At 40.6% G+C, this 12,613-nt stretch carries 14 protein-coding genes; 5 read left to right on the top strand and 9 right to left on the bottom strand.

What is annotated here, in order from left to right:
• Positions 1 to 2: 2 nt before the first annotated feature.
• Positions 3 to 1,097, bottom strand: coding sequence for an efflux RND transporter periplasmic adaptor subunit (locus C1E24_RS10325; protein ID WP_138481154.1), 1,095 nt, complete (start codon positions 1,095 to 1,097; stop codon positions 3 to 5).
• 172 nt (positions 1,098 to 1,269) lie between these two features.
• On the opposite strand from C1E24_RS10325, the gene C1E24_RS10320 reads away from it, so the two are divergent.
• Positions 1,270 to 1,881 carry a TetR/AcrR family transcriptional regulator gene (locus C1E24_RS10320; RefSeq protein WP_138481152.1) on the top strand — a complete coding sequence of 204 codons (612 nt, stop codon included), beginning with the start codon at positions 1,270 to 1,272 and terminating at the stop codon, positions 1,879 to 1,881.
• Between the two features lie 86 nt (positions 1,882 to 1,967).
• Here the strand turns inward: C1E24_RS10320 and C1E24_RS10315 are convergent, their stop codons facing one another.
• From C1E24_RS10315 to C1E24_RS10305, 3 genes are read right to left on the bottom strand one after another with little or no spacing between them, the layout of a single operon-like run.
• The gene (locus C1E24_RS10315; protein WP_138481150.1) at positions 1,968 to 2,339 is read right to left on the bottom strand and encodes a hypothetical protein; all 372 of its coding nucleotides are present in this window, start codon (positions 2,337 to 2,339) and stop codon (positions 1,968 to 1,970) included.
• A 4-nt stretch (positions 2,340 to 2,343) separates the two neighbouring features.
• Positions 2,344 to 2,886, bottom strand: a complete 543-nt coding sequence (locus C1E24_RS10310) for a redoxin domain-containing protein (protein ID WP_138481148.1) — start codon at positions 2,884 to 2,886, stop codon at positions 2,344 to 2,346.
• 21 nt (positions 2,887 to 2,907) lie between these two features.
• Positions 2,908 to 3,489 carry an NAD(P)H-dependent oxidoreductase gene (locus tag C1E24_RS10305; RefSeq protein ID WP_138481146.1) on the bottom strand — a complete coding sequence of 194 codons (582 nt, stop codon included), beginning with the start codon at positions 3,487 to 3,489 and terminating at the stop codon, positions 2,908 to 2,910.
• A 107-nt stretch (positions 3,490 to 3,596) separates the two neighbouring features.
• Here C1E24_RS10305 and C1E24_RS10300 point away from each other — a divergent pair, with 107 nt between their 5' ends.
• A complete protein-coding gene (locus tag C1E24_RS10300; protein ID WP_138481144.1) occupies positions 3,597 to 3,962 on the top strand; it encodes a winged helix-turn-helix transcriptional regulator in 366 nt (121 codons plus the stop codon).
• 19 nt (positions 3,963 to 3,981) lie between these two features.
• On the opposite strand, the gene C1E24_RS10295 is transcribed toward C1E24_RS10300, so the two are convergent.
• Entirely contained in the window at positions 3,982 to 4,446 is a 465-nt protein-coding gene (locus tag C1E24_RS10295; RefSeq protein WP_138481142.1) for an Lrp/AsnC family transcriptional regulator, read from the bottom strand.
• Between the two features lie 138 nt (positions 4,447 to 4,584).
• Between C1E24_RS10295 and C1E24_RS10290 the strand changes: the two genes are divergently transcribed.
• Positions 4,585 to 5,181 (top strand): OsmC family protein, encoded by a 597-nt coding sequence (locus tag C1E24_RS10290; protein ID WP_138481140.1) that lies wholly within the window; start codon positions 4,585 to 4,587, stop codon positions 5,179 to 5,181.
• A 77-nt stretch (positions 5,182 to 5,258) separates the two neighbouring features.
• On the opposite strand, the gene C1E24_RS10285 is transcribed toward C1E24_RS10290, so the two are convergent.
• The gene (locus C1E24_RS10285) at positions 5,259 to 6,071 is read right to left on the bottom strand and encodes an enoyl-CoA hydratase/isomerase family protein (protein WP_138481138.1); all 813 of its coding nucleotides are present in this window, start codon (positions 6,069 to 6,071) and stop codon (positions 5,259 to 5,261) included.
• Between the two features lie 132 nt (positions 6,072 to 6,203).
• On the opposite strand from C1E24_RS10285, the gene C1E24_RS10280 reads away from it, so the two are divergent.
• On the top strand, positions 6,204 to 7,157 hold the full coding sequence (locus C1E24_RS10280) for a LysR family transcriptional regulator (protein ID WP_138481136.1): 954 nt from the start codon (positions 6,204 to 6,206) through the stop codon (positions 7,155 to 7,157).
• Positions 7,158 to 7,354: 197 nt separating this feature from the next.
• Here the strand turns inward: C1E24_RS10280 and C1E24_RS10275 are convergent, their stop codons facing one another.
• The 3 genes from C1E24_RS10275 to C1E24_RS10265 form a co-directional block, all read right to left on the bottom strand.
• Positions 7,355 to 8,815 carry an amidase family protein gene (locus tag C1E24_RS10275; RefSeq protein WP_138481134.1) on the bottom strand — a complete coding sequence of 487 codons (1,461 nt, stop codon included), beginning with the start codon at positions 8,813 to 8,815 and terminating at the stop codon, positions 7,355 to 7,357.
• 176 nt (positions 8,816 to 8,991) lie between these two features.
• Positions 8,992 to 9,411, bottom strand: a complete 420-nt coding sequence (locus C1E24_RS10270; RefSeq protein ID WP_138481132.1) for a GNAT family N-acetyltransferase — start codon at positions 9,409 to 9,411, stop codon at positions 8,992 to 8,994.
• Positions 9,408 to 9,941 carry an endonuclease V gene (locus C1E24_RS10265; RefSeq protein WP_138481130.1) on the bottom strand — a complete coding sequence of 178 codons (534 nt, stop codon included), beginning with the start codon at positions 9,939 to 9,941 and terminating at the stop codon, positions 9,408 to 9,410. Before C1E24_RS10265 ends, C1E24_RS10270 begins: the two co-directional genes overlap by 4 nt.
• 427 nt (positions 9,942 to 10,368) lie before the next feature.
• On the opposite strand from C1E24_RS10265, the gene C1E24_RS10260 reads away from it, so the two are divergent.
• Complete coding sequence (locus tag C1E24_RS10260) at positions 10,369 to 12,477, top strand: TonB-dependent siderophore receptor (protein WP_138481128.1); 2,109 nt, start codon at positions 10,369 to 10,371, stop codon at positions 12,475 to 12,477.
• Positions 12,478 to 12,613 lie beyond the last annotated feature (136 nt).

The following is a 12,613-nucleotide window of genomic DNA, read 5'->3' as shown; positions in this document are numbered from 1 at the left end:
GGTTATAGCTCCGCTTTATACGGTTTTACCGCTAAACCTTCACGCATCTTCGGTGCGCCGGCTGCAACCACTAAATCATCTTTATTTAAACCTTTAGCAATGGCAGCCATATTGGCATCAACTTTAAGTACCTCGACGCTGCGTTTTTGCACGGTTGAATTGGCTTTGTCGTATGCCCAAACATGAAAGCCGTCAGCGTTACTACCTTGCAGTGCATTAAAAGGCACTAACATCACATCATCGTTTTCATTGTCTTCGAGGCTGACTTTAACAATGGCGCGAGCACCGGGTGTTAAACTGTTGTCGCTGACCTGTGCAGCAAATACGACTTTGTATGTTTGTGTAATGGGATCAGGCTGTGTGGCATGCTCTATGTAAGTAAGTTCATACTTCTTTTCTGGAGTAGAAATAATATGGGCTTCAGTTTTGACTAAACTACCTTGTTGGTAGCTACTAAGCAGGCGCTCAGGCACATTCACGTTGAAGTAAAATAGCGAAACATCTTGCAATTTGGCGATGATGTCGCCAGCTTTTACATAGTTACCGTTTTCGACTAAGCGTTCAGATACTTGTGCATTAAATGGCGCCGAAAGCGTGGTGTAACTTAAGTCTTGCTCGGCTTTACTCAGGGCGATTTCAGCCAATTCAAAGTTAGTTTTCGCATTGTCTAATTGGCTTTGAGAGGCCAAACCATTTTTAGCTGTCGCTTCAATACGCTTTAAATCTCTTGCGGCTTGGTTCAATCGCGTTTGGGCTTCTTGTACTCTTTGTTTGAAAAGAGTTGGGTCGATTTGCGCCAAAATCTCACCTTCATTCGCCACAGATCCAGTTTGCAGCTTGGTATTAATAAGACGACCTGACACTTCAAAACTTAAATCTATGGTTTTAACTGCCGCAACTTCAGCAGGAAAAGTGCGGGTATATTGCTTCGCGTTGGTCATAACAGGGGCAAGTTTTACCGTTTGAACAACTTGCGTGTCTGTTTGTTGCTCGTTGGCAGGCGCGCAAGCGGTGAGGGCAGACGTCATAGCGATTGTCATAATAAATGCAGTCGTGACTTTGAGAGTCGTAAGATTAACTAAAGCATTAAGTTTCATACTGTATAGGCTCGCCAATAAGTTAAATTAATTTTTTCGACTTGCTTGTTGCTGGATCTCAAGCAGAAACAGTAAAGTTGCAAGTAAACTGTACGGTGTAGTTTACTGGTGAAATTTGAAAAGTAAACTAATTAGTGTAAAAATAACTCAATCAGATATCTGAGAGTGAGTTATGAGCGAAGTTAAAAAAACACGAAGTGAGCTTAAGCGCGAAGCCATAGTGAATGGTGCAGTCGAAGCGTTTCAAAAATATGGTGTGAGCGATACCAGCATGGACAAAGTGGCCGAAACTGCTGGCGTGTCGAAGCGTACCGTGTACAATCATTTCCAAAATAAAGAAACTTTAGTTACTGAAATAATTAAAGATATTTGGAGCCAAAACTTCGTAAACCACGACTTTCCTTACGATGCGACGACCCCTGTAAAAGCGCAACTTCATGAGCTGGTGGTGAAAGAAATTCAGTTCATGAATGACAAAAAAATGCACGAGCTTATTCGCGTTGCAATGGGTGTGTGTTTATTCAATCCAGACAAATTTGTCGATAACATTGGTGAGTTTTTCGAACAAGAAACGACAACAATCCGATGGTTAAAGTCGGCCATGCAGGATGGCAAAATAAAAGAGGCTGAGCCACGTTTAGCGCACGAGCAGTTGGTGAGCTTATTAAAAGGCCAAGCATTTTGGCCGCAAATTTTGCATCAAGCAGAGTCATTGACTGAGCAAGAGATCACTAAATTGGCTGAAGATACCATCGACTTCTTCTTGGCCTACTACGAAGTTTAGGCTGATAAATATTAAAAACGCCTTTTAGCGCTCGCACTAAAAGGCGTTTTTGTTTTGGTATTCAATTTGTTGCCTAAAATCACATCTTAGTTTGTCTGCTTTGACTCCACAATAATCGCAATAATTTCGGTGTCGCCAACATTACTGACTTGATGTACCCATTGATCGTGCCACATAGTGTGGCCATCAGGGATATCGATGTTGAGTGATGCATTTTCAGTTTTTATCACAGCACGGCCACCTTGTTGAAAATACACGGTTTTGGCATTGTGCTTATGAAAACGATCACTCTCACCGGGTTTAAGTACCATTTTGAGTACCAGTACCTGTTCGTTTTCAAGCAAAACGCTGTAGTGCTCAGGTGAAGCAAGATGCGCATGTTCATAAACAGGCTTGGCTTGTACATTGAACACCAACAATAAACAAAGAAAGCAAAATCCAGTTAATTTATTAAACATAAACTTACCTGTGCATACCACGAATAGGGTAGTTATTGTCTGGGTTTCTGATCCAAGCTAAGCCATTTACGAGTGCTTGCAGTTTAGGACGTACAAACGGGTTATTTGAAATGTCGACCACTTGAATATGACCTTCAGCGTTTATTACGAACAGACCAGGCTCTGCAAATGGGTGATCAGTTTCTTGTTCTGAGCGTGGATCAGAGATGTATAACCCAAGCGTTTTCATTTGCTCAACGCTTAATCCATAACTTATGTCATAGCTTACTTCTAATTGCTCACTGTGCGCCTCTAGCTGAGTTTTACTATCACCAGAGGCGGCAATAATATCGACGCCAATGTCTGCTAGGGCGCCTTTAAACTGCTCTAGCTGGTTGAGATAGCGAGTACATAAAGGGCAATGCTTACCACGATACACCAGCACAAGTTTCCAATCAAAACCAGCCTTTGGCTTTGCAAGATTGACTGACTCACCACTGAGTAAAGTGGCAGTGATGTCAGGAAAAACAGCGCCCGCATGAAGTTTAGTCGTGTAATCTGAGTTCATTTTATTATCCTAGAGTGAATCTTAAAAATGTGCGTTTAAATGTGCTTCAAAGCGTTTTAAATCGTTCTCAATATCGGCGTTTTTCATCACATCGAAGCAGGCAAATGTGGCCATAGGTTGCATATCAAAAAACTTAAAATTCATATGCATAGGGAACATTAAGTCATCAACTGACTTACCTTCAAAAAAGTCATTAGTGTCGTTAAATGATTCTTCAGGTGCATTAAATGTCAGTGAAAGCATGTATTTAGTGCCCGTCATTGTTCCGCCTTTGCCATAGTTGGCTTTAGGTGCTTGTTCATTTCGACCGTCACCTAAGCACAGTGCACCGCCCATACCTGCTGTGTAAACTTCATCCATATACTTTTTGAAAGACCAAGTTACGCCCATCCAATTGACCGGTGTTTGTAAGAATACATAGTCAGCCCATTGGTGGTTTTCAAGCTCTTTTTCGACGTCGATGTTGTCTTGCATCGTCACAACGCGAGTTGAATGACCCTTGCTTTGAAAAATGCTGACAGCTTTGTCTACCAAGGTTGCGTTTAACTTACCTTCAGAGAACGGGTAATACTGATGACCATTGATGATTAAAATATTGCTCATGTTTTGCTCCAGTGTGTTTGCAATTAACTTGTGGTATATTTTAGGAACCTATTCACCTTAATCAATTAGTATACTTTTAGTAACCTAGTAAAAATGAGCGTCAAAAAATGAAAAGTCGATTAAAAACAGATAGTAAAGGGCGAAAAAAAGTTTTAGATGCCTGTACTGAACCCTGTGCTATAGAAAAAGGCATGCGTTTAATTGGTGGTAAGTGGAAGGGCTCGATTATTTATCACTTAAAAGATGAGCCAGTGAGATTCAATGATTTGTCACGTATGTTAGGCGGCGCCACCAAGAAAATGGTCGACCAACGGCTCAAAGAGTTAGAGCAAGAAGGCATGGTGTTGCGCAAAGTAATCAGTGAACGCCCTGTTGCTGTGACCTATGAGCTCACAGAGTTTGGGCGCTCAGCCTTGAGTATTTTAGAAGTATTGCGACAGTGGTCAGAATCTCACGATATTGAATTGAGTTAACGTGTAAAAAGACAATACTTTAATCTACTTCTACAGGTAAGGCAGTGGTGTGTTTAACCTGATCGAGTACAAACAGGGTTTGTGCTTCTTTGATCTCAGGAAAGCTTCTTAATTCTTTGAGTATAAAACGAGAGAGCGCTTTGTTTGACCGCGCAACGACTTTCATTAAGTGGTCATAGGCACCGGAAAGCGAATAGCATTCTAATATCAGCGGGTGTTCAATTACAGCCAGTTTGAATTTATCAAATGCCGCTTCATTTTTCTGGTCAATGCTCACCTGCACAAAGGCTAATACCCCAAAGCCAGCTTCTTCGGCATCGAGTACAGCACTGTAGCCTTTAATGACGCCTTTCTCTTCAAGTGCTTTAGTGCGACGCAAACAAGTTGATTCAGACATATGGGTTTCTTTGGCTAAATCGACCATAGACATGCGGCCGTTACTCTGCAGCTGTGAAAGGATATTTTTGTCTTGTTTCTCAAGCATGGTGGTTTCCGTCATATTTGATGTTTGAGGTGAAGGATAGCACCAAACTGGATTCAATTTCAGGCTATTTTGACGGCACCCTGCATACAAAATGGCATAAGCTATTTTTAAACAAAAAACACGTTTAAAGAGATCATTATGACAGAACAAAAGTTTTATCACGTAGGTGAGAGAAGCCCTGAGCAACCTGCAACAACCCAGTATCAACCTTCAAAATTTGCAAAAGCAAAGCATCCAGAACCGTACCGCTTTGAAGTCAACCTAAGTGCAGAAGCAGGCAATATGCAAAGTAAAACCGGTGTGGTTTCTGTGAATATTCCAGGTTTTAGCCCGGTAAAATTATATTGTGACGAACAACCGCCTGTGGGTGAAGATACTGCACCACCGCCACTGGCTTTTTTCTCTGCAGGCATTGGTTTTTGCTTAATGACGCATTTAACCGATATTTTGACGGCACGAAAAATTCAGGTAGATAGTTTAAAGCTAGAGCAGCGTATCGTATTTCGTACTAACTTGGGCCACATGCGCGAACATGGCTACATGACAGATGGCGGCTGTGATGTAGTCGAGACTCATGTGATCATCGAAAGCCCAGAGCCTGAAGAGAAAATCAAAGATCTACTGGATGAAGCTGAAAATGGCTGTATGGCACACTTTGCGCTTCGCAACCCTATTCCTTGGTCGACACGCCTAGTTTATAACGGTAAAGAAGCGATCAGTCGTTCAGGTGAATAATCTTGATTTACGACAGAACATCAGCCAATGAATAGGCTAGTGAATTAAGAGGCTAACCTCGATTAGCCTCTATGCATTTATTGATTTAATTCTGCCGCTGTATCTTGAAATATCCCCTGAATGTCATGTGCTTCGCGTTCAGTTTGGCCACCATGCTTTAAAAATGCTTTGATGATAGTTTGCGTTTTTTGTTCTTTGGCGCGGTCTAAAAAGTATCTCAATTCTAATTCTGCACCCGCATTTTCATCAATGATTGACGTGTTGATGATGTCTTTATACATGGCAATATCTCGCAACTCCCAGTGACTAACTAGTGCGAGTAAAGGTGCTAAAAATTCATCGAGATCACACTTTGGTACAAATTGAGTAATGATGTTCAGCGCTTCCGCTTGTTGAGCAGTAAAATCAGCACCTGTGAGTAACGCTTGCAGTGCTTTGCCTTTACCTAAACGTCTTGCGAATTGAACCGCACCTTGACCACCTGTAGGTATGTTAATGTAAAGCTCTGGTTGCGCAAATGCCGCATTTTCAGTGCCATAGGCCAAGTCACAGGCCATTACAAACTCATTGCCACCCCCTCTAGCCACGCCATCAACTACTGCAATAGACAATTGCTTCATCGCTTTGATGTTTTCAATCATATGATTAAATTCGATTGATGCCGCTTGGCCACCTTGTGTGCCATTAATGACGTGTAAATCTAAATGGGCGATAAAAAAAGTGTCATGAAAAGACTTAAAAACAACCACTTTGGTATCTCTGTCATCTTTTAAAGACAGCACGAATGCATTGATTTCGTTTATTAAATCACTGGTTAATATATTGATTGGCGGATTCTGAATTAAAACAGTTGCGACACCAGCTTGTTTTGTAATTGCGAGTTTAGACATGAGATGGCCCTCTTACGTGTATTAAGTGGCAATTTGCCGTGTTGTTGAGCACACTTTAAGGTTTAATTTGTTATCTAAAAACAAGCTAAATTGAACTATAATGATTCCAAAAAGGAATCAATTGGGTGGGTTATGGATCTGGCAAGTCGATTATTATTACTGTTGGAAGTGTCTGAGTTGGGCAGTTTTGCTAAAGTCGCGGAATACCGTAATGTCAATCGTTCCGCGATTTCAAAGCAAATAACGAAGCTTGAAGAAGAGCTTGAGGTACACTTATTAAATCGCTCAACAAGGGCGATTTCTTTTACCGCTGCAGGGGTTGAGATGCTAAATCAAGCGAAGCAACTTCGCACTGTATTAAGTAACTCTAAACGTTTAGCACAGAATTATCATACCGAGCCAAGAGGGGAGTTAAAAATAGCCAGCCCAACCTTGTTTGGTCGCCAATATGTTCAGCAAGCCGTAACGATTTACCAAGAGAAATATCCTGATGTCACGATTGAGCTTTTGCTTGAAGACAGGCTGGTTGATGTGATCGGTGAAGGGTTTGATTTGGGTATTAGGATGGGAGAGCCTTTAGAGTCAAATCTGATCGCTAGAAAAATTGCACGAAATCGCTTACTGCTGTTGGCTTCTCCCGCGTACCTAGCAAAATTTGGTGAGCCAGAAAGTATTGCAGAATTAGAACAACTGCCCGCAGTGGTTTATTGCGCCCCCGGCTTAGTCATAGATAAAATTAAGTATATAGATGAAAGCGGTAAACAAGCGTTTCTTCATTTGAATACGGCTTATAAAGTGAATGAAGCCGAGTTACTGATTAAAACAGCTTTGAATGGTCGTATGCTGACAGCAGCAACCGCGCAAATGCTCGGGGACGAAGTTAAAAACGGTGAACTGATCCCAATAATGACAGGTATAGAGCTCAGTAATTACGGTAACTTCTTTGCTGTTTATCCACATAGAGATTTGGCATTAAAGACTCAGCTATTTCTAGATATACTCACTGATATTGTTGGAGCGGCAACACCGGTTTGGGAAAGTAGAATTCCAGGCTTTAATAAAATGTATGGTTTTGATGAGCCTTAAAACAGAAAAAGCGCACTGTAGGGTAGTGCGCTTAATTTCTGCGAATGGTGAAGGGGTTTACTAAATGCAAGGACTAGTTATTGGTGAATGCAACACCGTTTCGACCCTTCAATATGTTAAACGCAGCTGCTATTAGAAAAGATCAGTTAATTTAAAAAAATCTTTAAGATTCTTGCTTAGCACTATGCTTTTCCATTTTATAGCTTAGGTGCGACTCGCCCCTGAGTTAATTGCTCAAGCAACTTTGCGATTTCAAGGACTTTCATATCTTGGTCTAAGTCACCAATAATACTTACAGCAAACGGCATCCCGTCTTTTAACCCCATAGGGATAGTGATGCTTGGTGAGCCAGTGACAGCGGCAAGTGTTGAGCTGCTACCTGTAAATTTGTCTCCATTGATCGGATCTATTTTCCATGCAGAGCCAACACTCGGTGCAATGATGGCATCGAGTTTATGTTGTTTGAATATTTCCTTTAATTGTTGCTTAGCGTATTTGTTTATCGCAGCGACGGCTTGCTTGTATTTAGCTTCATCATTTGCTTGAAGTGAGGCAAGTAAGAGCTCTTGTTTTTGATCGTTCAATTTTTTGTTGTATTCAATTAATTCAGCGAGTGATTTAACACTGACACCATCGCCAGTATTTGCTAAATAAGCAGTTACACCATGATTAAACTCGTATAACAGTACATCAAATTCAGCAGGAAATATTTTGTCCATATTGTTGAACTGGATATCGTTAACGATAGTTACACCCGCTGAACCCAAGCGTTTTAAGGTGTCTTCGAATTCAGCTTTATAAGCTTGATTAAACTGGTTTATGCCCGGGATAACTCCAATGCGTTTACCTTGCAATGAATGAGTTAAAGGTGACTCTTTGTGAGCATACTCCGAGATTGCTAAATAAGTAAGCTGAGCATCAGTCACGGTTCTTGTAATAGGGCCTGCTGTATCTTGAGAATGTGCGATCGGAATGATCCCTGTTTGGGAGATATGATGAATACTCGGCTTAAAACCAACAACACCATTAAGCGCGCTTGGGCAGTGAATTGAACCATCGGTTTCTGTACCAATACTGACCAGTGCTAGGTTACTAGAAACTGCTACAGCAGAACCAGAGCTAGAGCCGCAAGGAGTCATCGTCAGATCGTAAGGGTTTTTTACTTGACCACCGACATGGCTATAACCACTCGAGCTAGGTGAAGATTTAAAGTTTGCCCATTCACTTAAATTTGCTTTTCCTAAAATGATTGCGCCTTCTGAAAGCAACTTCTCAACAATAGGTGCATTTTTGCTTGGGTAATGATTTTGCAACGCGAGCGCCCCGGCAGTGGTTGCCATTATCTTGGTATCTATGTTGTCTTTTAGTAAAACGGGGACACCAAATAAAATGCCTTGTTTTCCATTTTCTTTGTAGCGTTTGTCTTTGTTCAAAGCTTGCTGGTAGGCGTCGGGATTGACAGTTATCACTGCGTTTAGTTGAGGGTTATTTTTTTGTATGTTGCTTAAGTAATACTGGGTAACTTCGGCAAAAGTAAACTGACCTGCTTTTACCCCCTGATGAAGCTGGTTAATTGTCAGCTCAGAAAAGTCTTTTGGTTGTGATAGCGCTGAGGTTGAAATTAATAAAGACAGCACGACCATGCAGTTTTTTATCATGAATGTATTCCTTTTAGGTATTTATTCGATGGTATCTGATGGATTTTTAAACTGCAATTGTTCTAGAAAATTTAATAAATGTATTAGGCCAATATATTTTGTAAATAAATAACTTTGGATGACAGTAAAAGCTAAGTAATAGGTTTTTAGCTACTGTTTTGCGCTAAGCCGAGTTTTTATTTTACAAATACACGTTGAGACTTAGTACTTTTAAAGCCTTGCAGTTTATAAAAAAGGTGGCTTTCTAGTCGAGTTTCATTGCACCTAACACGAACTTCCTTAGTTACTTGAGATGTCGCAAACTTAACTAAGTTTTTACCAATACCCTGACCTCTATACTCAGGATTTACGACCAACCCACCAATTTCATAAAAGTCATTCGATGCTAGTCGGCGTGCATAAAATAGATGTATCCAACCGATTATTTTACCTTTTAGTTCGGCTACAAAAATCTGATCAGCTTCAGAATTCAGTAGTGACAGCAACTTTTCTGAGGCCTGATTTTCAGACAATTTTTGATACCCTAGATGTGTTGATACAGAGTTTATCTCTTCTGCATCATCAATTACTGCAAGTCTGAAAATGGCTTTATTCATACATTAAACTCTTCGCTAAAATTCTGGCTACTTTTGGCAAACTCACGGCAAAGTTGATCAGCACGTTTCAATAACGTTGGAATTCGATGTTTACCATGCATATGTAAAATATGCTGTTTTGCGACTTGTGTTGAGTCAGTGCTGGTCACATAGAGGGGGTTAATACTTTCTCCTCGATATATAGCATGTTCATCACCAATATCTGAAAAGGGCTTTTTCGCGACTCCTACAACAGACGATTCACCACAAAGGGCATCAAACACATGCTTACCTAAGCCGGGCTTTTGATGAGTATCTAAATACACATACCCGTCAACAACAATGGTATCTGGTTTAAGAGCATGGTCAGACAGCACTTTTAGGATGCAAGGCAACTCTCTTTTGTAAAAAGCACCGGGTTCGTACTCTTCGACATGGTTTACAACCGTTGTGTATTCCTTGAATGGAGACTCAGCTTGCCAAGCATTAAAGGCCACACAAGCTACAAATGCTTTATCGTTAGTGTATTGCACATCAATGGCGACGATCATAAAGGTATCCTACATTTAAAACTTTTTAATAGGTACACCTCTGAGCAATTTCAAGAATCAATAGCAGGTATATATGCGTTAGGTTCAAAGTTAATGGTTTAAAAGAGCTAGAGTTTATGAAGGTCTTTAGCCGAAAAGTCAGTGTTTTGTGGGCTATCCTGCTTACATGGGCTGAAAAGCTACGTTTAATTTATATCGTTTATTATTTATAGATTTTTATGATGACTGTTTTGGTGACTGAAAACAGTCATGTTTATTCAAATAAACAAATCGCGTTCCTGCAGCTACTTATAGCAACTTTAAATACTCTAAAATTTTCGATTAAGCGCATAAAAACTGAGTTAACTCACTCTTTATGAAATGACAATAATTTAAAGTGATATGTTATAGTGTATCGGAATTATCATTCCTAACAATAGAGATTTGTGTGAAAAAGAAATTACTACTCTCACTTTTGGTGGCATCGAATGGTGTCATTGCGCAAGAAACAGTTAAATCTAACTCAAACGAAGACATAGAACACATTGAAGTTAAGCGTGTATGGCAACCTTACCGTGGTAATGTTCCTTTAGTTCAAACCCCGCAAGCAGTCGACACGATTAGTGCTGATGTGCTTGAAAGCGAAAGTATCACCCGCTTTATTGAAGCGCTCGAGCTTTCACCGAGTATAGTTAGGCAGAATAATTCAGGTGGTATGTTCGATAGCTTTGCTATTCGTGGTTTCTCGGGAGACGAAAATAATCCATCGGGTTACCTTGTGAATGGCTTTAACTCTCGCGGTTATAACGGCAATAGAAATACCGCAAATATCGAAAGTATTGAAGTGATGAAAGGCCCTGGCTCTGCACTTTATGGGCAAGGTGAGCCGGGTGGTACTATTAATATCATCACTAAAAAGCCGCAGTTTAATGAGCAAGGTTATGTTCAAGCAACGCTTGGTAATTACAGTAAAAAGCAGTTTGAATTTGATTACTCTAACGCACTGAATAAAGAGGCCGCATATCGACTAAATGGTTCGTATGAAGACTCAGATACACATAGAGATCATGTTTCAATCGAAAGCTTACATTTATCGCCATCGGTATTGTGGAACATTTCTGATGACACCAGCCTGAGCTACGAAATGGAAGTGCTAGATCAGAAAAAGCCTTTAGATAGGGGTGTATACATTCTGAATAATGACTTTGACGGTGTGAAAGCTGATGCTTTTTACGGGGATATCCGTGATGGCGCGCATCAAGTTGAAGCGCTTGGTCATCAGCTAGTGTTAAATCATAAGTTAAACGACGATTGGCATTTACTGACAGGCTTTGCTTACCGAGATTCTTCGTTTAAAGGTGTATCTTCTGATACTGAATTATCAGGTGGTAGACAGCTTGTGTACACCGACGAAAATCTACTGTCTCGCCAACGACGTGTTCGTGATTATCAAGCGCTTGATGTTTCAGCCCGTTTTGAATTAAGTGGTGAAGTTGAGCAGGGCGGTCTAACGCATAATATTTTAGTGGGTGTGGATCACTATAATTTTGATATTGATACCGACTACAAAGTATGGCGCACAGCTTGGGGTTCAGGCGATACGACTTATACCATTGACCCTAACAATCCAGACTACACTCAAGCTCAACCTGAGCCAGTACAAAAAACGCTGACTGAAGAGAATCAAAAAGGTTTAGGTCTTTATGCCCAGAATCTGATTGAACTGACTGAAAAGTCAAAAGTATTAGTGGGTGTGCGTGTTGATAAATTTGAACAAGACATTCTTAACTTACGCAGCGATGAAGCGCAAAGCCAAGAGCAAACCGAATTTACCCCGCGCTTAGGCTTTATTTATAGTGCGAATGATCAAGTTAATCTTTATACGAGTTATGCCGAAGGTTTTAGGCCAAATCCGGGTCTTGATTCAAACCGCAATGCGTTCGAACCAGAAGAAACTAAGTCATTCGAAATTGGCGCAAAGTGGCAAAGTATTGCTGGGCGTTTCTCGGGTAGCATAGCCCTTTTTGATGCGCAAAAAACTAATATGCTCACTGCTGAGCCAGATACGGGGTTATCAGCAACATTAGGCGAAGTTGAAAGCCAAGGTGTGGATTTTCAGCTAACCACTGAGCTGACAGATAACACCGTACTTGAACTTGCTTACGCTTATACAGATGCAAAAACAGCAAATGATGTGATTAATGCCGATTGGGGTGTACCAATTCCAAAAGGCTCGCGCTTAATTAATATTGCTGATCATATCGGCCATGTTTCAATAAAGCATTACACCACATTGTTAGGTAAAGCATCTTACCTTGGTGCAACTGTGAATTATGTAGGTGATCGTTTGGGCGAAACAACAGATGCAAACTTTATTTTGCCATCATACACGCTCGTTAACTTGTCAGCGTCGATTGAGGTAAATGACAAGGTAAGTATGAAGTTCGATATCAACAATCTGTTTGATAAAGCTTACTTTGAAAATTCTTACCACAAACTTTGGACTATGCCGGGCTCACCGACAACTTACAGTGCAACGATTAAATATCAGTTCTGATCTTCACTGTTAGTTAATGTCTTAATGTGTTCTAAGTCATTTTGTAATTAAAAAATAGCAGCCTGAGTAATCGCACTTAACCAAACCTTGGTTAAGTGATTATTTAGGCTGTTTTTTCGTTTTTAACACGAGAAAG

This window comes from Pseudoalteromonas phenolica, assembly GCF_005876835.1.
Taxonomy (GTDB): domain Bacteria; phylum Pseudomonadota; class Gammaproteobacteria; order Enterobacterales; family Alteromonadaceae; genus Pseudoalteromonas; species Pseudoalteromonas phenolica_B.
This window is presented reverse-complemented; position numbering and strand designations above follow the sequence as displayed.

Coding starts and splice junctions, on each gene's coding strand:
- C1E24_RS10325 (WP_138481154.1), bottom strand. CDS start 1,097: ATGAAACTTAATGCTTTAGTTAATCTTACGACTCTCAAAGTCACGACT.
- C1E24_RS10320 (WP_138481152.1), top strand. CDS start 1,270: ATGAGCGAAGTTAAAAAAACACGAAGTGAGCTTAAGCGCGAAGCCATA.
- C1E24_RS10315 (WP_138481150.1), bottom strand. CDS start 2,339: ATGTTTAATAAATTAACTGGATTTTGCTTTCTTTGTTTATTGTTGGTG.
- C1E24_RS10310 (WP_138481148.1), bottom strand. CDS start 2,886: ATGAACTCAGATTACACGACTAAACTTCATGCGGGCGCTGTTTTTCCT.
- C1E24_RS10305 (WP_138481146.1), bottom strand. CDS start 3,489: ATGAGCAATATTTTAATCATCAATGGTCATCAGTATTACCCGTTCTCT.
- C1E24_RS10300 (WP_138481144.1), top strand. CDS start 3,597: ATGAAAAGTCGATTAAAAACAGATAGTAAAGGGCGAAAAAAAGTTTTA.
- C1E24_RS10295 (WP_138481142.1), bottom strand. CDS start 4,446: ATGCTTGAGAAACAAGACAAAAATATCCTTTCACAGCTGCAGAGTAAC.
- C1E24_RS10290 (WP_138481140.1), top strand. CDS start 4,585: ATGACAGAACAAAAGTTTTATCACGTAGGTGAGAGAAGCCCTGAGCAA.
- C1E24_RS10285 (WP_138481138.1), bottom strand. CDS start 6,071: ATGTCTAAACTCGCAATTACAAAACAAGCTGGTGTCGCAACTGTTTTA.
- C1E24_RS10280 (WP_138481136.1), top strand. CDS start 6,204: ATGGATCTGGCAAGTCGATTATTATTACTGTTGGAAGTGTCTGAGTTG.
- C1E24_RS10275 (WP_138481134.1), bottom strand. CDS start 8,815: ATGATAAAAAACTGCATGGTCGTGCTGTCTTTATTAATTTCAACCTCA.
- C1E24_RS10270 (WP_138481132.1), bottom strand. CDS start 9,411: ATGAATAAAGCCATTTTCAGACTTGCAGTAATTGATGATGCAGAAGAG.
- C1E24_RS10265 (WP_138481130.1), bottom strand. CDS start 9,941: ATGATCGTCGCCATTGATGTGCAATACACTAACGATAAAGCATTTGTA.